Here is a 19,318-nt window from a genome sequence, read left to right as displayed (position 1 = left end):
ACGCCTTGGGTGAGTTCCGGATCTACCATCGTGGCGGCAGAGAACCGGCAGGCAAGCGAAAGGCGTGGTGAACGCACGGTGAGCAATAAACCGGGTGGTAAGAAGAATCCGCTCTTGGCGGCGGAGCGCGCCGACCGCAACCGCAAGATCCTCATCCAGGTGGGTGTGGCCGTCGTGCTGATCGGGCTCATCGCCGCGATCGGCATCGGTATCGCGGTGAAGAACTCCAAGAAGAACGATTTGGGCGCCACCCCGTCCATCGCAGCCACCGCCGCCCAACTGCTCAACGGCGGCACCGCGACGATCACCGATAACGGCGCGATCCGCATCGGCAAGCCGGATGCGAAGGTCACCATCCGCGTCGTCGCCGACCTGCAGTGCCCGGCCTGCAAGGCCTTCGAGGCGGCCAATTCTCAGGTGATCAAGGACGCCGTCGACAAAGGCACCGCCGTCGTCGAGTACAACGTGATCTCCTTCCTCGACAAGGCCTCCACCACCAAGTACTCCTCACGCGCGGCCAATGCGTCCTACTGCGTTGCCCAGACGGATCCGTCGAAGTACCTCGGCTGGCTGACCACCATGTTCGAAAAGCAGCCCGCCGAGGGTGGCACCGGTCTGACCGACGATCAGCTGATCGAGATCGCGACGGGCGCTGGCTACACCGATGCATCGGTAGCGCAGTGCATCAAGGACAACAGCTACAACAAGTACATCGAGGCCAAGACCAACGATGTGCTGAAGAGCGGAATCCAGTCGACCCCGTCGGTCTTCGTCAATGGCAAGCAGATCCAGTCCAGCCAAGAGCTGATGAACCTCGGTGGCCTCGCACCCGCGATCGCCGCCGCAGCCGGCCAGTGAACGACACCTCCGCCAGATCCGCCTGGGTGCTGCTGATCGGCGGGCTGGCTGGCTGGCTCGCCTCGGTCACCCTGACCATCGAGCGGTTCAAGCTGTTCACCGATCCCGGCTACACCCCCTCGTGCAGCATCAATCCGGTCCTGTCCTGCGGGAATGTGATGACCACCGAGCAGGCCGCCCGGTTCGGATTCCCCAATCCGATCATCGGCATCGTCGGCTTCTCGGTGGTGGTCACCCTCGCGGTACTCGCCGTCTCCGGGGTGCGCTTTCCGCGCTGGATCTGGGGCGGGCTGTGGGTGGGGACCGTGCTCGGCACGATCTTCATCTGCTGGCTGATCTTCCAGAGCCTGTACCGGATCGGCGCGCTGTGCCCGTACTGCATGGTGGTGTGGGCGATCATCACCCCGCTGCTGGCGGTGGCGACCGAACAGGTGTGGGGTGGTTCGCGCGGCCCGCTCGGGGTGGTTGTCGAATGGCGCTGGACTTTTGTGGCGCTGTTCTACGCGGTGGTGCTGCTGCTGGTCTTCCTGAAGTTCCAGGATTACTGGCTGTCGCTGGTCTAGGCGAGATCAGTTCGGTGTGCCCAGCGCGAGCACCACGCTGACCGTCCGCTGCGCACCACCCACACCGGTGACGCCGAGCAGCACGGTGTCATACGGCTTGTGCACATTGATGGCGGCCCGTAACGCCTTCGCATTGGTGATGTCACGGCCGTCGATCGAGGTGATCACATCCCCGTCGATGAGTCCTGCCGCATATGCCGGTAAGCCGTACAGCGCGACATCGACCCGTGCCCCATTGGGTTTCGCATCCGAGATCAGCACGCCGAGCGTCGCCGTCGGCCCGATGTGCACCGTCTCGGTGGGCGTGCCGGAACGAATCTGGTCCACCACCCGCATGGCCGTATCGATCGGCACCGCGTAGCCGTTCGGTGTGCGTCCGACCTCACGCGCGGTCTCCCCCGATGCGGCGGTGATGACGCCGACCACCGTGCCGCCGGGATCGGCGAGCGCACCACCGGACTGTCCCGCAGTGACGGGCGCGGCGATCTCGACCATTCCGGTCAGCGACTTGCGGGTCAGATCCGAGGTGTTGAGCGCGACGATCGTGCTGCTCAGATCGGTGATATCGCCCTGGACCGAGGTCGGGGTGCCGCCGGTGCCGCCCGCATTTCCAATGGCCAGCACCTGCTCGTGCATGCGCAGATCGGCGGAATTGCCGACGCGCGCGATCATCAGGTCGGCCGCGCCCGACAGTTCCAGCAGCGCGATATCCGCGCTGGAGTCGTAGCCGAGCACCCTCGCGTCGTAGACGGTGCCGTTGCCGACATCGGTGACGGTCACCGTATCGGCGCCCTTCACCACGTGATGGCTGGTCAGCACCTGGCCATCGGTGGTGAGCACGATTCCGGATCCAGCCGCACCGAGCCCGAACGGGCGCGAGGAGGTGCTGATATTCACCAGTGCCGGTTGCACGGCCTGCGCAACCGCTGCCGGATCCAGCGGTGGCAGCGGTTCGAGCAGGGCGGATGCGGAGTCGTCCGCGCCGGACGGCCAGGTCCATTCCGACAGCTCACCGCGGCAGCCGAAGAAGGCCGCGACCGCGAGCACGACGGCGAACAACAGCGCGAGCGCGCGCCCGCCGCCGCTGACGCGCTGCCCCTCGGGCACGCGGTGCCGTTCGTCGTCCATCGTCTTCCGCCTCCGGCTGGGCCTTTGACCAGTTCCATTGTGGCCAGGAGATGTCCAACAGGCGCTGCGTTTGGCAAACCTGCGCATGCGACGGTAGGCATGTACGCATGAGCGTTGCTGCCGCGTATGCGATGTCCGCGCCCGAGGGGCCGTTCGAGCGGCTCGTCATCGAGCGGCGCGAGCTCGGGCCGCGCGATGTGCTGATAGATGTCGCGTACGCGGGCATCTGCCACTCCGATATCCACACCGCCCGCGACGAATGGGGTAGGACGAAGTATCCCTGCGTCCCCGGCCATGAGATCGCGGGCATTGTCGCCGCGGTCGGCTCCGAGGTGACCAGGCATCGGGTCGGCGACCGGGTCGGTGTCGGATGCATGGTCGACTCCTGCGGCGTCTGCGGTCCATGTCTGGCCAATGAAGAGCAGTACTGCGATAACGGTGCCACCATGACCTACAACACCCCGGTGGACCCGTCCGTTCAGCCCGGCGGTCACACCTTGGGCGGCTACTCGACCCGGGTCGTGGTGACCGAGAACTTCGTGCTGTCCATTCCGGAGAGCATCGGACTCGATGTGGCGGCGCCGCTGCTGTGCGCGGGTATCACGGTGTTCTCCCCGCTGCGGCACTGGCACGCGGGACCGGGCAAGCAGGTCGCGATCATCGGCATGGGCGGACTCGGACACGTCGGGGTGAAGATCGCCGCGGCAATGGGGGCCGAGGTCACCGTGCTGAGCCATTCGCTCAGCAAGCAGGACGACGGCAAGCGCTTCGGCGCGCAGCACTACTACGCGACCGGTGACAAGCAGACCTTCCGCGATCTGCGCAACCGATTCGACCTCATCCTCAATACCGTCTCGGCCGACCTGCCGATCGACAACTACCTGCGGCTGCTGAAACTGGACGGCACCTTGGTGATCCTCGGCATGCCCGAAAACCCTATGAGCGTCAGACCTTTCACCATCGCCGGGTACCGTCGCGCGCTGGCGGGCTCAATGATCGGCGGCATCGCGCAGACCCAGGAGATGCTGAACTTCTGCGCCGATCACGGGATCGGCGCGGAGATCGAACTGATCTCGGCCGATGAGATCGACGGCGCGTACGACCGGGTTGTCGCCAGTGATGTGCGGTACCGGTTCGTGATCGACGCGTCGACGATCTGATACCGACACTTCGGGGGCACATTCGGTGCACGCGGCCGAGTCGAGTCGTGCGGCGGACGCGCGCATGTCGTTGCGCGAATCCGTGTTCGGTTCAGTAGCTTGGCGGTGTGTCTGCGGATGAAGATCGAACGCCGCCCGCCGAAACGGCAGTGGTTACCGCCGATGTGACGGCGGGGCCGCCGCCATGGCTGTTGCGGGCCTTCCTGCTGGCCGCGGCGACGGTGGCCGGGCTGGTATTCGGCTTCTGGGTGCTGCAGAAGTTGCAGGGATTTCTGCTGGTTCTGCTGGTTTCGCTGTTCCTGGCGTTCGCCATCGAGCCCGCGGTGAATTGGCTTGCCGCGCGCGGAGTGCGGCGCGGGCTGGCGACCGGGTTGGTCTTCCTGCTGCTGACCGCGGCCACTGTCGCATTCGTGTGGACGCTCGGCGCGCTGCTCATCGATCAGGTCACCACGTTGGTCAAGAACGCGCCCAATAATGCGGATCAGGCCATCGACTGGGTCAATCGCACCTTCAAAACCCATCTGTCCAGCGCCGATATCCAGAAGTATCTCGGTGAGTGGAGTTCCACCATCGACCGCTATCTGGTCGGGCTGGCCGGCAATGCCTGGGGCGTCGGCACCGCTGCGATCGGTGCGATCTTCCAGGCCCTCGGTGTGCTGCTGTTCACCTACTACTTCGCCGCCGACGGACCGCGATTCCGCAATGCGGTCAGCTCACTGCTGCCGCCGAACCGCCAGCGACATGTATTGCGTGCCTGGGATATCGCCGTCGAAAAGACCGGTGGCTACATCTATTCGCGCGCGCTGCTCGCGCTGTGCTCCACGATCGCGCACTATGTCGCACTGCGCGTGCTCGATGTGCCGTCCGCATTCGCGCTCGCACTGTGGGTCGGCGTTGTCTCGCAGTTCATCCCGACCGTCGGCACCTACCTCGCCGGTGCGCTGCCGGTGCTCGTCGCGCTGGTACACAACCCATCCAGCGCGCTGTGGATTCTGGGCTTCATTGTGGTGTACCAGCAGTTCGAAAACTATGTCCTGCAGCCGAGAATCACCGCGACCACGTTGGATATGCATCCGGCCGTCGCATTCGGCGCGGTCATCGCGGGTGCCGCGATCCTCGGGCCGACCGGTGCACTGCTGGCGATTCCGGTCACCGCGACGGTGCAGGCGTTCGCTGGCGCCTATATCCGTCGCTACGACGTCGAAGCGGATACCGACGCCGATAAGACCGAGCGGCCGCCGAAGAAGCAACGAAAGTGGACCCGACAGTGGACCATTCGTTTTTCCGGCAGCAGGCGGCCGCCGACCGGATAGCACCCGGCTATGCGCCGCCGATGCCCTGGAGTGCGTCGATCAGCGCCAGACCGATCTTGCCCAGCTGCGCTCGGTTGTGCTGTGCGGTGTCGTATTCGACCTGAATCGTGAGCCGTTCACCGACCGTGAATATGGTCAGCTTGGGTGGCATACCGGGGCCCATCGCATACACATCGTCGCGAATGATCCGGATGCCATCGGGGGTCGAATGTGCGGGCAGGCGGCCGATATTGGAGATGGCGAGGGTCGGTGCCGCGGATAGGATCGCGGCGGTCGGCTCGTCCGGTACGCGTTGCGCCGCGAGTAGGAAGACCGCCGCTTCGCGCCGCTCGGTGGCGGCGCGCATACCCGCAGCCACCTGGTGCGCGACCTCGATCGGGCTCGAATCGTGCGAGACCAGCGCGGGGGTGCCCACGCCCGAGGCGCAGTTGAGCATGGTGCTCGCGGGCAGATCCACCTCGGACCGCACATCAACGGCATGCCCGCAGAACATCGGCAGCGGGCCGGTAGCCGGCTCGAGCTGGGAGCGGAATGCGATCAGGCCCGCGCCACCGAGCAGGCTGTTGACCGAAAGGCCGTGTGCGCGAGCCGTATCGATGAGCACCCGGGTTTCCTCGGCGTCCAGTTCGATGCGCTGTACCGCGAAACGACCGAGCGGATCGACACGGCTGCCGTCTTCCGGCAGGGTGCGCGGGGCGGATTCCGGCCCCATGGTCGCGGCACCGGACCGGAGCTGGTCGAGCCAATCGGCGACCTCCGTGTCCGAGATGACCTCGCCGAGTCGGTCATCGATCGCCTCGGGCAGTCCCTGGTCCGAATCCGATTGCGGCAGTGCGGTCTCCGTCGCGTGCGCGGTGTAGCGCTGCCACATCTGCTCGAGCAGTGCGAAAGCCGATCTGCCGTCGGAGATGCCGTGATGAACGACCAGGACGATCTGATCACGATCGCGGTCGCGCAGCAGATGGGCGCGGAACAGGCCGTCGCGCCAATCCCGTGGCCCGTTCACCAGATTCAGATATTCGGCTTCGCCGCCATCGGCGACCTCGAGGCGCGGTCGGTATGCGTCGTCTCGAACGAAGTGCAGCACATTCTCCGCGTCGGCCACCGGCCTACTGCGCAGCAGCGGATGTGCGGCCGACAGTTCATCGAGTACCCGACGCAGGATTTCGATATCGAGCGAACCGTGCACGGTGGAGCCGATGAACAACGGCATATCGCCGGTCGGCACGCTGCCGAGCCTGCTGGCGGAGTCGAAGTAGGTCAGCTCGAAGGGGGAAATCGGTCGCTGCGTGGTCATCTCGTACCTCCTGTGTCGGAGCGGGCGGTGTCCTCAACATACAGCTGTTTCAAACGCTTGTCACAGACGCACGTTTGAAACATTCGTCACAAACAGGTGTATGCCGGACTGATAGGGTGCGGCTGTGGGAACCCGAGAAGATCTGCTCGCCGCGGCCAAGCAATGCCTGGCCGAACGCGGTTACGCGCGCACCACCGTGCGCGATATCGTGGCCGCGTCCGGCAGCAACCTGGCCGCCATCAACTACCACTTCGGCACCCGCGACAAGCTGCTCAATCAGGCGATGATGGAGTCGAGCGCGGCGGCGGTGCAGCAGATACTCGAGTCGCTGTCCGACCGCGCCGGCGCCGATCCGGCCGCCCGCCTGCACGATTTCCTCACGCGGCTGATCACTTCGTTCACCGAGAATCCCGCGCTGTGGTCGGCCAATGTGGAAAGCCTTGCCCAGGCGCTGCACTCCCCCGAACTGCGCGCCGAGTTCGGCTCCGCGCAGGCCGCGGCGCGCACCGGACTCGCCGAACTGTTCGGCCCGGTCGAGCCGGACTCTCGAATCGGCGATGTCCTGCAGACCATGATCGGCGGCCTGCTGGTCCAACATCTGGTGGACCCCGATCACGCTCCCACCGCTGCCGATATCACCACCGGACTGCGCGCGATCGCCGCGTTTCTGCCCCCGACTCGGCCACGGCCCGCACCGTAGCCACAGGCGAATGCCTTACGAGCGTGAACACCCTGGCCGCAGGCGAATGACGGGCGAAACGTGATGTCCTACGGCCCGCGCACGCTCGGCGAATGCAATGCCCCAGCCGCACGCGCACGCTCGGCGAACGTAATGCCCAGACCACAGGCTCGCACCTCGCGAACACGCAGGGCGGATATCGCATTGTGCTGCGGACCGGTGGCAGATGCTGGACCGATGGCGATTCTGCTTGCGCTGGTTTCGATGTGCTCGACGCTGGTCGGCGGGCTGGTGGCGGTGCGGATCGGCGACCGCAGACATCTGGTGCTCGGGTTGGCGGCGGGCGTCATGTTGGGGGTTGTCTTCTTCGACCTGCTGCCCGAGGCATTGGCGCAGCAGGGGCACAGCGCACTCGGGGTTCCGCCGGCGCTCATCGCCACTGTGGTCGGCTTCGTGACCATCCACGTGATCGAACGCGCGGTCGCCATCCATACCGGTCACGAACGCGAATTCGGTGCGCACAAGCACGGTTTCGAATCCGTCGGACTACTCGCAGCGGCCGGGCTGATCTTCCACAGCACCCTCGACGGCCTCGGCATCGGTCTGGGCTTCCAGGCCGGGGCCACCGTCGGCGTCGCGGTCGCCATCGCCGTCATCTGTCACGACTTCGCCGACGGCTTCAACACTTTCACCATCACCACCCTCTACGGCAGTGCCCGCAAGCGCGCCATCACCCTGCTCGCCCTGGATGCGATCGCACCGGTCGTCGGCGCGGTAATCGGCACCATCATCCGTCTTCCCGCCGAAACCGTCGGCCTCTACCTCGGCTACTTCGCCGGTTTCCTGCTCTACCTGGCCACCGCCGATATCCTCCCCGAAGCACACGCCGAACACCCCTCCCGCCTGACCCTCGCCTGCACCGTCACCGGCGCCACCTTCATGCTCGCGGTCGCCGCCCTGAGCCACTGAACCCCTCGCGTCGAACGCGCCACGGGATCAACGCCTTTCGAGTTGTGGCAGCACCTCATGGGCGAGCCAACTCATCGCGTCGGCGAATGCGGGAGCCGGTACCGGCAGCCAGACCGAGGCGGCAGCGGATAGCGCGCCGAGTTCGTCGGCAATGCTCGCGGCCGATGGTCTCGGGCCGCCGAGCAGCCGTCCGGGATCACGGTCGATGGCATCGAATCACCGGATCAACATCGGGAACCGGGCGGTTCATCCCGCACGCCGCGGTGGGGCAGCAATCAGTGGGCCAGCACGCGGAGCACGGCGTCGACCGATTGGTCGGCGAGGTGGTCGGTCAGCGGTAGGTGACCGAAGAGGGCTCGGTAGTAGATCGGGGCGACGAGGGCGTCCAGGACGAAATCCAGGTCGGTGTTCGGATCGATCTCGCCACGGCGGATCGCTGATCGCAGTGCGATAGCGGTGGTATGTCTGCGCGGTTCGAAGACCGTGGCCAGGAAATGCGCGCGTAGGTCCGGGTCATTGGCGAGATCGGCCACCAGCGCGGGCAATACGTGGCTCAGTGAGGTATCGCGCAGTGCCGCAACCAGATTCCGCACTGCGATGGTCAGGTCGGCGCGCAGGTCACCGGTATCGGGCGTTGGTTGCAGTCCCAGCAGGTCGGCCACGACATCGACAACCAGGTGTCGTTTCGATGGCCAGCGGCGGTAGATCGCGGGCCGGTGCAGACCGGCCCTGGACGCTACCCTGCCGATGGACAGTTCGGCATAGCCGTTCTCGTCCAATAGCTCTCGGGCCGCCGCGAGGATCGCGATATCGATTCGGTCTTCGCGGGCGCGGCCGGGCATCAGAACACCGGACGTGGCATCAGTACAACGCGCCAACCATCCGGATCGGGGAAGGTCAAGCCGCCATTGGCGGCCCAGTACGGATTCTCCGCGGGGACGGGCTGCACCCCGAATTCGCCGAGTCGCTGTGCCACGTCGAACATCTGCGATTCGTTCGAGAAGTACAGCACCAGTAGGTTTTCCGCACTGGGCGCCGTGCCGGGACTGCCGTCCACATGCGTGGTGAACTCCAGGTGATATCCGGTCCCGGGCAGTCCGAGCATTACTCCGTCATAGCCCGCGTGGTTTTCGAATCGGTAGAGCTCGCGCAGTCCTAACCCCTCGACGTAGAACCGCACGACCTCCGCCAGCCGATCGGTGGGCCGGGCAATACGAACCTGCGCCACCGGCAACGACTCGGGCCAAGCCTGATCAGCCATACCTCAAAGATACGGTACGAACCGTACCGATTTGAATATGTCGTCGATCACGCCCAGCGAAAAGCCGCCTCCATATCGCGAGATATGAAGGCGGCCTTCTTCTTCGGTGCTACTCCGCCTCGGCCGCCCGTCGCCTGACCCGGCGCGCCGCCGCGACCATATTGCGCAGCGAGGGCTCCAGCTGCCAGTAGTGGCGGGTCTTCAAACCGCCGTCCGGATTCGCCCACAGCCGTTCCGGCGTCACGGCTGCGGCTGCGGCGGTGAGCAATTCGTCGAGCTCGTCGATGTCGGGAATGCGCGCCGAACGGCTTTCGTAGACACCGGGACCGACACCGTGGCTCAGGCCGTGGCCCGAGGCGGAGTCCTCCTTGAGCGCCTTCAGCACCCATTCGATCGAGCGGGTGGCCACGATCGCGGTGACATCGGCATCGAGTTCCTCGATCGCATCGACCACCTCGGTGCGCCCGGAATAGCCGATATGCGTGTGGATCTGGGTCTCCGGCCTGACTCCGGAGGTGGCCAAGCGGAATGCCGCGACCGCCCAGCGCAGGTATTCGGCGCGCCCCGCCGGGCGCATGGGTAGCAGCTCGCGAATGGCGGGCTCGTCGACCTGGATGATCGAAATGCCGGCACGTTCGAGATCGACGACCTCATCGCGAATGGCCAGCGCGACCTGGTCGGCCGTTTCGAAGAGCGGCTGGTCCTGGCGCACGAACGAGCGGGCGATCATGGTGACCGGACCGGTGACCATGCCCTTGACCGGCCGATCGGTCAGCGACTGGGCGTAGCTGATCCACTCGACCGACATCGGCGCGGGCCGCGAGACATCGCCGTAGATGATCGGCGGTCGCACACAACGCGATCCGTACACCTGCACCCAACCGAAGTGCGTGGTCGCGAAGCCGTCGAGCAGCTCGGCGAAGTACTGGATCATGTCATTGCGCTCGTGTTCGCCGTGCACCAGCACATCGAGCCCGATGTCCTCCTGCAGGCGGATCGTGGCCTCGATTTCGGCCTCGATCTTCTTGCGGTATTCGTCGTAGGACAGTTTGCCCTGGCCGAGGTCGTAGCGGGCCTGGCGGATCCTGGCGGTCTGTGGGAACGAACCCAGTGTGGTCGCGGGCACCAGCGGCAGATTCAGCTTGCGCTGCTGGGCTTCGCGACGCACCTCGTAGGGTTCGCGGGTCCGCATATCGGGTGTGATCGCGTAAACCCGTTGCCGCACCGCGTGTTTCTGCTTGAAGTGCACCTCGGTCGGCCGTTTGCGCCACTTGTCCGACGGCCCCTCGGTGAGCGCCTTGGCCAGCGAAACCACCTCGCCCACCTTCTGCTGCGCGAAGGCGAGGCGGTCGGCGACATGGCCCTCGATGTCGTATTCGGCGAGCACGTCATAGGGCACGTGCAGCAGCGTCGTACCGGTGGACACCACCAGATCGGGGCACACCTCGGCCAGCTCGTTGAGGTATTCCAGCGTCACGTAGCGATCCGCGCGCCAGACATTGAGGCCGCTGATCACGCCCGCGTACAGGCGCTTGCGCCGAATGCCGGGAACCGCGGCGAGCTCTTCGGGCTGGATCCGATAGCTGGCCAGATCCAGTCCGATGGCCTCGACATTGGTCTCGGCCAGAATCCGCAGCGCCTCACCGAAATCGCCGTACTGCCCGGTGACCAGCATGCGCGGACGCAGCGCCGCCGTCGAAAGCCGTTGGTAGGCCCGCTCGAAAGCAGCCAGCTCGGCCGGGGTGCGCTCACTGGTGAAGCACGGCTCGTCCAGCTGCACACAGGTGGACCCGCGCTTGGCGAGGATCTCGAACAGCTCCTCGTACACCGGAAGCAGCTTGTCGAGCAGGCTCAGCGTGTCGAAACCACCTGCCTCACCGGGGATATGGCCCGCCTTGGACAGCAGCAGCAGCGACACCGGACCAACGACCACCGGGCGCAGCTCGATATCGCGAGCCTTCGCGCGGTCCCATTCGTCGAGCAAAGCCTCCGGGTGCAGCGAGAATTCGGTGTTCTCATCGAGTTCCGGCTGGCGGTAGTGGTAGTTGGTGCCGAACAACCGCACCAGCTCCAGCGGCGGCAGATCCGGGCGGCCGCGCGCCATCAGGAAGTAGAAGTCCAGCGGGTGCAATTCGTCCTGGAACGGCTTGAACCGCGCGGGCACCGCACCGAACAGCAGCGCATTGTCGAGAATGTGGTCGTAGAAGGAGAAGGTATTGCCCGGCACCTGGGTCAGACCGGTGGCGGCGAGACCGTTGTACTGCCGCTCCTGGATATCGCGCCCGACCGCGAGCAACTCGTCACGGGAGATCCCGCCGTGCCAGTAGCCCTCGAGCGCCCGCTTGAGTTCCCGATGCGGCCCGATCCTCGGGTAACCGAGAATGCTCGACCCGTAACCATCCTGAACGTTGACCATGAGCGGGGTACTCCCTTTCGATCACCTGCGCGGAGTCCTCGACCCAGACCCCGCAGCAGCGCTGCGCTCTCGGTGTTCAAAGCCGAGCCGCTGGTCGCGACCCGGCACTTCTTGCAGCTTATGCCGCATATTGCCTTGGCTCCGCTGAACCAGGGAGCCGGGTGATCCTCCGCATTCGAGTACCACCATGGAGCGAGTCTTACGAGCGACATTCGCGGCCGGCCCGTTTCCGAGCACTCGAAGCGCAGGCGCCGCAGGCGCGAGTCTCGAATGCTCGGAAACGAGCCTTGGGAGCCGCGAGCACGCGGCGCGGCACATCAAAAAACACAGCCGCGAATGCCCATCAACTCAAACCTTGTACTGGTAGAAGCCCGCGCCGGTCTTCTTGCCGAGCAGTCCGGCCTCGACCATGCGCATCAGCAGCGGCGGCGCCGAGTACAGCGGCTCCTTGAACTCCTGGTACATGGAGTCGGCAATGGACTTCACGGTGTCGAGGCCGACCAGGTCGGTCAGTGCCAGCGGCCCCATCGGGTGGGCGCAGCCGAGCACCATCGCCTTGTCGACGTCTTCCTTGGTGGCGAAGCCGGATTCGACCATCCGGATGGCCGAGAGCAGGTACGGCACCAGCAGCGCGTTCACCACGAAGCCGGAGCGGTCGGCCGAGCGCACGACCTGCTTGCCGAGCACATCGCTGGCGAAGGCCTCGGCGCGCGCGGACACCGCCGCGCTGGTCTTCAGCGTGGTGACCAGCTCGACCAGCGGCAGCACCGGCACCGGGTTGAAGAAGTGCATGCCGACCACGCGCTCCGGATTGGCGGTGGCAACCGCGATCTTCATGATCGGGATGGAGGAGGTGTTGGAGGCCAGCACCGCGTCCGGATCGGTGACGACCTTGTCGAGTTCGGCGAAGATCGCGGTCTTCACCTTCTCGTCCTCGAGCACCGCCTCGACCACCAGCTGGCGGTCGGCGAAATCGCCGAGGTCGGAGGTGAACCGCAGCCGCCACGCGGCCTGTTCGCGTTCGCGCTCGGTGATCTTGCCGCTGCTCACGCCACGGTCCAGCGAACGCAGGATGCGAGCGCGGCCCGCCGCGGCTAGTTCCCGAGTCTGCTCGTAGACGAGCACGTCGATATGCGCCCTGGCACACACCTCCGCGATTCCCGCACCCATCTGTCCGGCACCGATGATGCCGACGCGCTGAATCTTCTCGCTGCTCACGTCCCGCTCCTGCTGTTTTTGTCTGGCTGTCGGGTGGCTGGTGGCGAAGGACGCTCGGGTATGAGCGGCCTTCGATGGTCCAAGGTATAGGGATGCCCTCCCCGCTGGGGCTGTTCAGCGGGGAGGGCGGTACACCCCTAAAGGGGGCTATCGGCCTGCATTACTGCGGGCTGGTCGAGCTCAGTGGAACTGACCCTCTTCGGTGGAACCCTTCAGGGCCGCCGTCGAGGTGTTCGGGTCCACGGTGGTGGCGATGGTGTCGAAGTAACCGGCACCGACCTCACGCTGGTGCTTGATGGCGGTGAAGCCACGCTCGGCGGCGGCCTTGAACTCGCGCTCCTGCAGGTCGACGAAGGCGGTCATACCCTCGCGGGCGTAGCCGTAGGCCAGGTCGAACATGCCGTAGTTGAGCGAGTGGAAGCCGGCCAGGGTGATGAACTGGAACTTGAAGCCCATGGCACCCAGCTCACGCTGGAACTTCGCGATGGTCGCGTCGTCCAGGTGCGCCTTCCAGTTGAAGGACGGCGAGCAGTTGTAGGCCAGCAGCTGGTCCGGGAACTCGCCACGGACGGACTCGGCGAACTTGCGGGCGACCTCGAGGTCCGGCACGCCGGTCTCCATCCAGATGAGGTCGGCGTAGGGGGCGTAGGCCTTGGCACGCGCGATGCAGGGCTCGATGCCGTTCTGCACACCGAAGAAGCCCTCGGCGGTGCGGGTGCCGTCCAGGAACTCACGGTCGCGCTCGTCCACGTCCGAGGTGATCAGGGTGGCGGCCTCGGCGTCGGTGCGCGCGATGATGACCGAAGGCACGTCGGCGACGTCGGCCGCGAGGCGCGCGGAGGTCAGGGTGCGGATGTGCTGCTGGGTCGGGATCAGCACCTTGCCGCCCAGGTGACCACACTTCTTCTCGGAGGCCAGCTGGTCCTCCCAGTGCACACCGGCGGCACCGGCGGCGATCATGGCCTTCTGCAGTTCGTAGGCGTTCAGCGCGCCACCGAAACCGGCCTCGGCGTCGGCGACGATGGGGGCCAGCCAGTTCTGGACCGAGGTGTCGCCCTCGACCTTGGCGATCTCGTCGGCACGCAGCAGCGCGTTGTTGATGCGACGCACCACGGACGGCACCGAGTTGGCCGGGTACAGCGACTGGTCCGGGTAGGTGTGGCCGGACAGGTTCGCGTCACCGGCGACCTGCCAACCGGACAGGTAGATGGCCTTCAGACCGGCGCGGACCTGCTGGACCGCCTGGTTGCCGGTGAGGGCGCCGAGGGAGTTGATGTAGTCCTCGTTGTTGACGAGGTCCCAGAGGATCTCCGAGCCACGACGGGCGAGGGTGGCCTCTTCGACGACAGTGCCCTGCAGCTTCGACACCTGCTCGGCGGTGTAGTTGCGGGTGATGCCCTTCCAGCGCGGGTTGGTGTCCCAATCCTGCTGGATCTCGGCAGCGGTCTTCGGGGTGCCGACGTTCGACATCTCTGACTCCACTTCTTCGTTTCGGTGCCCCACGGTCGAGCATCACTCGAACTGCTGTGGCGGCAATTTGCAGGCTTGCTAGGCCCATGGGGTGTACTTCCACACGATGGCACACCAGGAAATAGCCGTCTACCTGTTGCAAGTGTGAATCCGAGCTAGGTTTCAACAGGTCTTTGCTAACTTTGCGAAATTAGCCTGTAAATTGCACGCGTGAAACCTACCCGCCGGTAGCGCTGACATGCGGTTTTAGCGTAACGCCCGTACTGTTAGCGACCGCGCCGGGTACGGCCATCCGACGCGCCCGGCATTCCGTGCTGTGAGGACCTTCACACGCACTTATGTGGCCGCCGCCACCTCCCAACGAGTGACCGAGCGCACGATCGGGCAGACTGGTGCGACATCCGAACTCTCGGGAGGCATCCAGTTCATAGGAGTGTCATGCGGAAACTGTGGTTCACCACGGCGATCGCCATCGCATGCGGCGCGAGCCTGCTGCGACTGCCCACGGCGGGCGCCGACCAGGCCGATCCCGGCGCCGTCGTATCCGTCGCACCACTTGCCGCGGTCGCCACGCTGCCCGGTTCGGTGAACTCCAGCCGCATCCTGTACTCGACCACCACCGTGAACGATGCGCCGACGGTGGCCGGCGCCGCGGTCTACTTCCCGCCCGGTCCGGCCCCCGAAGGTGGTTGGCCGGTGATCGCGTGGGCACACGGCACGGTCGGGCTCGGCGACAACTGCGCCTACAGCATTGCCGGACCCAGCGCCCTCGAACGGGACTGGGCGTATCTGGGGACCTGGCTGGCGCAGGGCTACGCGATCGTGGCCGCGGACTACGCCGGACTCGGCACGCCCGGCGAACATCCCTATCTGAACGGACGCGTGGAGGCGCACAACGTCGTCGACGCGGTCGAGGCCGCCACCGGGCAGTACCCGTCGCTGGCGAAGAAATGGGTGGTCGTCGGACAGTCACAGGGCGGCGGCGCGGCGGTGTCCACCGCGCGGCACGCGACCGAATTCGGCGGGCCGGAGCTCGACTACCGCGGCGCGGTCGGCACCGGTGTGCCCGCGTATATCGAGGATGTTCTGCAACTGCTCGGGCCGGGTGTGCCGCCGCTCGCGCTGAACCCGTTCAGCACCGCATACGTGCTCTACATCCTGAACGGATTGCGCACGACGCACCCCGAGCTGGATATCGAGTCCTTCCTGACCGACTCCGGACGCGCATGGCTCGCCCGGGCGCGCGAGGCGTGCATCCTCCCGCTGCGCGATGAACTCGGTGCCAGCGGCGTAGTGATCGGCGATCTGTTCGCACGGCCGCTCGCACAGATTCCGAACGTGCACGGACTCCTGTACGACTACCTTGGCCTGCCCGAATCCGGTTACGACAAGCCGCTGTTCCTGGGGCAGGGGCTGCGCGATACGGATGTGATCACGCCGGAGACGCTGCGGTTCGCGGCGGTGCTCGCGGCCAATCGGCAGCCGGTCACAGTGCGCATCTATCCGGAGGATCACGACGGGACGGTCAATGCGTCGCTGCGGGATTCGCTGCCGTTCGTCCACGGTCTGTTCGCCTGACACGGCTGTGCCGAATGGCCCGAGCTGCCCTGATTCCGCGGAATCCATGGGCACTCGGGCCGAAATCAGTTGGTGCGCACCGGTGGGTGGGTGTGGTGCCAGTGCTCGGCTATGTCTATGCGGCGGGTGATCCAGACGTCGTTGTGGGATTGGACATGATCCAAGAAGTGCTCGAGGGCAGCAGTGCGGGCCGGGCGGCCGACAATGCGGCAGTGCAGGCCGATCGAGAGCATTTTCGGGCTGCCCTCGGCACCTTCGCGGTAGAGGATGTCGAACGCGTCGCGGAGGTGGGCGAAGAATTGGTCCCCGCTGGGGAAGCCCGCCGCTGAGGCGAAGCGCATGTCGTTGGTGTCGAGGGTGTACGGGACCACCAGGTGGTTGCGGCCGTGCACGGTCACCCAGTACGGGAGGTCGTCGGCGTAGGAGTCGGAGTCGTAGACGAAACCGCCGTGCTCGACCACCAGTTCCCTGGTGTGCGGGGAGTCGCGGCCGGTGTACCAGCCGAGCGGGGCCGCGCCGGTCAGCTCGGTGAGGATGCGCACGGCCTCGGCCATATGCGCGCGCTCGGTGTCGCGGTCGGTGAGTTGGTAGGACTGCCAGCGCAGACCGTGGCTGGCGATTTCGTGGCCGAGTTCCTGAAAAGCGGCCACCGCCTCCGGATTTCGCTGCATGGCACGGGCGACAGCGAAAATGGTCAGTGGTAGATCGCGACGTTCGAAGGCGCGCAGGACCCGCCAGAGTCCGGCCCGGGAACCGTATTCATAGAGCGATTCCATGCTCATGTGGCGGTTCGGAAAGGCCTGTGCCGGAGTCATTTCCGAGAGGAAGGTCTCCGAATGCGGGTCGCCGTCGAGGACGCTGTTCTCCGCGCCCTCTTCGTAATTGAGGACGAATTGGACGGCGATCTTCGCATCGCCCGGCCATTTCGGATCCGGTGGCGTCGGTCCGTATCCGACGAAGTCGCGCTGATTCATGCCGGTGTCGCTCATCCCCCGAGCTCTCCGTACAGGCGCAGCCGCGCGAGACCGCCGTCGGGATAGATATCCAGGCGGACCTCCTCCACCGAGGCCGCCACCGGCGAAATCGCGAATCGGTGCCGGGTATCGGGCAGCAGTTCGGTGCGCGGCAGCAATTCGAGTTCGGTGCCGTCATTGGTGTGTCCGGTGAGCCGGGCGGCGCCGGGGCTGTTGCCGAGGAAGTACGCGGTGTCGATCTCGGCGAGCCGGATGAGCCCGGGACCGGCGAGCCGGATGCGCACCCAGTCATTGCCGTCGTCGCGGCGGCGGGCGGTTTCCCAGCCGTCGCCCATCTTCCTGGCCAGTCCGGGGTAGAGCAGTTGGTTCGGCGAACTGTAGAAGCGGTTGGAGCAGTCCAGGACCAGGGCGCCGTTCTCCAGCGCGGCCAGATCGAGTGGGCCGAGACCGAGCAGCCGCGGATCGGGCCTGCCCTCGCCGTGCACGCGCAGCCGGGCCACGCCGCCGTCCGGGTGCATGGTGAGTTTCACATGGGTCCACCGCTTTTCGTTCTCGATGACGACGGGATTGCGGCTGTCACCGGATACCGGAGCATGGTCGATCAGGGTCACCCAATCATCGCGGTCGGCAATGGCTTGCGCGGACGGATAGCCCTCGATCTCGAGTGCGGCGACCGAAACCGCCGGCGGATAGTTGCCTTTGAACCAGGCGGTGTCCACCACGATGCCGCGGATCACGCCTGACACGCCGAGGCGCACGATGGCGGAATCGTCGCCGGGGCGGCCGCGGTGCCTGCGGGTTTCCCAGCCGTCGTAGATCTGGCCCTTGTGGCCGAAGGTCGACGGCCGGTATTCCGACGGGCCCGGATTGATCAAATTCTCCTTTTCCGCGAAGAATTCATCGTTGGCCCAGATCACCGATCCGCCGAGCGGGCGGACGGCCAGATCGGGCAGTAGCGTGAAATCGTCTACGTCGACCGGGTCGCGCCCACCCGTCGCTTGGCCACCGCCGCTCATCGAATCGCTTCGCGATATTGCACTCATCGCACCTCCTGTTTCGCGAGGGAATCCCGCATCCGATTCGTGCCGCGCGCGACGTAACACCGACTGTCGCGCATTCGGTACCGATTGCCGCGGGCCGCCGAATGTTCAGTGCCGCACGAGGTCACCGTGCGGCCCACCAACAGCCGATCGTCGTATGGCCGCATTTCACACCGGTTCCTGCGGAATCGGCGCACGCGCGACCAGTGCGCGCAATACCTGCGGGGTCAATGCCGGTGCAAGCGAACGCAATTCGTCGGCGGTACGAGCACCGCAGTGCACGCCGCGCAATACCGTCGCGGCCAGGGCCTCCGCGGTGGCCGGCTCGTCCAGCACGCCACCGGAACGCCGATCGAGATAGGCCACCAGCCGCGGGACCGCGACATCGATGGCCTGCCGGAAGAACTCGTAGGTGGCCAGCCAGCGGGTGACCAGATGGCCGGGGTGCATATCCCAGCCCTGGTAGTAACCGAGGCGTAGGGCCCGGCCGACCAGCCGATGGTGGTTGCGCAGTGCGGCTTCCGGTTCGCCGTCCGGCACGATCTGGGTGGAGCCGTCACAGACCCACACGCCCGTTTGGGCCGCGGCGACCTGCATGACCGACTTCGCGTAGTCCGCGGCCGGATGGTCGAGCGCCTGATCCGGTGCGGCGATCCCGCATGCCGCCGTGTAGTCGTAGGTGCCGAAATGCAATGCACTGCAGCGCCCCTCGGACAGACCTAGCATCTTGGCGATCGGCGCGCTGCCATCGGCGGCGATGATCGCCTGCGGGCTCTCGATCTGCAGTTCGAAACGCAGCGTGCCCGCATCGAGTCCGAAACCGCGCTCGAATCCCTCGCACAATGCCACCAGTGCCGAAGCCTGTTCCGCCGCCCGGATTTTCGGCACGGTGAAGACGAAACCCGCTGGTACGCCGCCCGCCGCAGCCAATACCAGCTCCAGGGTGCGCAGCGCGCGGTCGCGTTCGGAGCCCGCCAGACCCTTCATCCGGATGCCCAGACTCGTCGGCCCACCGGGCAGCTTCGCCCACTCCGCGAGCACCGTGCCGGCAGTGGTCGCGGCCTCGTCCTCCTCGGTGTCGGCCCGGAATCCGTAGCCGTCCTCGAAGTCGATGCGGAGATCCTGGATCGGGTGCCGCTCGAGTTGTGCGCGCACGGTGGGCAATGCGTCGGTGTGGTCGAGTTCGGCGAGCAGATCGTAGTGGCGATCGAGGAGTTCGGTCGCCACCGCACCCCATTCCGCGGGGGTGTCGGCCGTAGCGCGGTCGGCGGGCACATAGGCGGTGTGAATCGGCTGGACCCGGCCGTCGGGGCCCGGATAGCGGATGCGCAGATCGGCGTCGACCGCGTCGAGCATCGCGTCGATCTCGGCGCGGACATGCTCGGGTAGGTGTG

Annotated in this window: 17 protein-coding genes; 7 read left to right on the top strand and 10 right to left on the bottom strand. The window is 66.0% G+C overall.

Annotated elements, in window-relative coordinates:
• Window positions 1-78: 78 nt before the first annotated feature.
• Together ABZ293_RS10945 and ABZ293_RS10940 are read left to right on the top strand one after the other, a co-directional pair.
• Window positions 79-858, top strand: coding sequence for a thioredoxin domain-containing protein (locus ABZ293_RS10945; protein WP_355179435.1), 780 nt, complete (start codon window positions 79-81; stop codon window positions 856-858).
• A complete protein-coding gene (locus ABZ293_RS10940; RefSeq protein ID WP_355179433.1) occupies window positions 855-1,421 on the top strand; it encodes a vitamin K epoxide reductase family protein in 567 nt (188 codons plus the stop codon). Before ABZ293_RS10945 ends, ABZ293_RS10940 begins: the two co-directional genes overlap by 4 nt.
• 6 nt (window positions 1,422-1,427) lie before the next feature.
• On the opposite strand, the gene ABZ293_RS10935 is transcribed toward ABZ293_RS10940, so the two are convergent.
• Window positions 1,428-2,549 carry a trypsin-like peptidase domain-containing protein gene (locus tag ABZ293_RS10935; RefSeq protein WP_355179431.1) on the bottom strand — a complete coding sequence of 374 codons (1,122 nt, stop codon included), beginning with the start codon at window positions 2,547-2,549 and terminating at the stop codon, window positions 1,428-1,430.
• A gap of 107 nt (window positions 2,550-2,656) precedes the next feature.
• Between ABZ293_RS10935 and ABZ293_RS10930 the strand changes: the two genes are divergently transcribed.
• Together ABZ293_RS10930 and ABZ293_RS10925 are read left to right on the top strand one after the other, a co-directional pair.
• A complete protein-coding gene (locus ABZ293_RS10930) occupies window positions 2,657-3,709 on the top strand; it encodes an NAD(P)-dependent alcohol dehydrogenase (protein WP_355179429.1) in 1,053 nt (350 codons plus the stop codon).
• Window positions 3,710-3,816: 107 nt separating this feature from the next.
• Complete coding sequence (locus ABZ293_RS10925; RefSeq protein WP_355179427.1) at window positions 3,817-5,022, top strand: AI-2E family transporter; 1,206 nt, start codon at window positions 3,817-3,819, stop codon at window positions 5,020-5,022.
• A gap of 7 nt (window positions 5,023-5,029) precedes the next feature.
• Here the strand turns inward: ABZ293_RS10925 and ABZ293_RS10920 are convergent, their stop codons facing one another.
• A complete protein-coding gene (locus ABZ293_RS10920; RefSeq protein WP_355179425.1) occupies window positions 5,030-6,319 on the bottom strand; it encodes a condensation domain-containing protein in 1,290 nt (429 codons plus the stop codon).
• 124 nt (window positions 6,320-6,443) lie between these two features.
• On the opposite strand from ABZ293_RS10920, the gene ABZ293_RS10915 reads away from it, so the two are divergent.
• Window positions 6,444-7,019 (top strand): TetR/AcrR family transcriptional regulator, encoded by a 576-nt coding sequence (locus ABZ293_RS10915; RefSeq protein WP_355179423.1) that lies wholly within the window; start codon window positions 6,444-6,446, stop codon window positions 7,017-7,019.
• Window positions 7,020-7,235: 216 nt separating this feature from the next.
• Window positions 7,236-7,967 carry a ZIP family metal transporter gene (locus ABZ293_RS10910; protein WP_355179421.1) on the top strand — a complete coding sequence of 244 codons (732 nt, stop codon included), beginning with the start codon at window positions 7,236-7,238 and terminating at the stop codon, window positions 7,965-7,967.
• A 275-nt stretch (window positions 7,968-8,242) separates the two neighbouring features.
• On the opposite strand, the gene ABZ293_RS10905 is transcribed toward ABZ293_RS10910, so the two are convergent.
• The 5 genes from ABZ293_RS10905 to aceA all read right to left on the bottom strand — a co-directional run bounded on the left by ABZ293_RS10905 (window position 8,243) and on the right by aceA (window position 14,332).
• The gene (locus ABZ293_RS10905; RefSeq protein ID WP_354956841.1) at window positions 8,243-8,809 is read right to left on the bottom strand and encodes a TetR/AcrR family transcriptional regulator; all 567 of its coding nucleotides are present in this window, start codon (window positions 8,807-8,809) and stop codon (window positions 8,243-8,245) included.
• Complete coding sequence (locus ABZ293_RS10900; protein ID WP_354956839.1) at window positions 8,809-9,228, bottom strand: VOC family protein; 420 nt, start codon at window positions 9,226-9,228, stop codon at window positions 8,809-8,811. The genes ABZ293_RS10905 and ABZ293_RS10900 overlap by 1 nt, the downstream gene beginning before the upstream one ends.
• A gap of 109 nt (window positions 9,229-9,337) precedes the next feature.
• On the bottom strand, window positions 9,338-11,644 hold the full coding sequence (gene metE, locus ABZ293_RS10895) for a 5-methyltetrahydropteroyltriglutamate--homocysteine S-methyltransferase (protein WP_355179419.1): 2,307 nt from the start codon (window positions 11,642-11,644) through the stop codon (window positions 9,338-9,340).
• Window positions 11,645-11,992: 348 nt separating this feature from the next.
• Window positions 11,993-12,862, bottom strand: coding sequence for a 3-hydroxybutyryl-CoA dehydrogenase (locus tag ABZ293_RS10890; protein WP_355179417.1), 870 nt, complete (start codon window positions 12,860-12,862; stop codon window positions 11,993-11,995).
• A 180-nt stretch (window positions 12,863-13,042) separates the two neighbouring features.
• The gene (aceA, locus tag ABZ293_RS10885) at window positions 13,043-14,332 is read right to left on the bottom strand and encodes an isocitrate lyase (protein ID WP_355179415.1); all 1,290 of its coding nucleotides are present in this window, start codon (window positions 14,330-14,332) and stop codon (window positions 13,043-13,045) included.
• 438 nt (window positions 14,333-14,770) lie between these two features.
• On the opposite strand from aceA, the gene ABZ293_RS10880 reads away from it, so the two are divergent.
• Window positions 14,771-15,910: a lipase family protein gene (locus ABZ293_RS10880; protein ID WP_355179413.1), complete on the top strand. Its 1,140-nt coding sequence runs from the start codon at window positions 14,771-14,773 to the stop codon at window positions 15,908-15,910.
• A gap of 65 nt (window positions 15,911-15,975) precedes the next feature.
• On the opposite strand, the gene puuE is transcribed toward ABZ293_RS10880, so the two are convergent.
• The 3 genes from puuE to ABZ293_RS10865 form a co-directional block, all read right to left on the bottom strand.
• Entirely contained in the window at window positions 15,976-16,884 is a 909-nt protein-coding gene (puuE, locus tag ABZ293_RS10875; protein ID WP_355179628.1) for an allantoinase PuuE, read from the bottom strand.
• An 11-nt stretch (window positions 16,885-16,895) separates the two neighbouring features.
• Window positions 16,896-17,900: an allantoicase gene (gene alc / locus ABZ293_RS10870; protein ID WP_355179626.1), complete on the bottom strand. Its 1,005-nt coding sequence runs from the start codon at window positions 17,898-17,900 to the stop codon at window positions 16,896-16,898.
• A gap of 192 nt (window positions 17,901-18,092) precedes the next feature.
• Window positions 18,093-19,280: an aldolase/citrate lyase family protein gene (locus ABZ293_RS10865; RefSeq protein WP_355179624.1), complete on the bottom strand. Its 1,188-nt coding sequence runs from the start codon at window positions 19,278-19,280 to the stop codon at window positions 18,093-18,095.
• Between the last annotated feature and the right edge of the window lie 38 nt (window positions 19,281-19,318).

The organism is Nocardia sp. NPDC005998 (assembly GCF_040614395.1).
In the GTDB taxonomy this organism is placed as follows: Bacteria; Actinomycetota; Actinomycetes; order Mycobacteriales; family Mycobacteriaceae; genus Nocardia.
Note: the sequence above shows the minus strand (reverse complement) of the source record. Positions and strands in the feature narration are given on the sequence as shown.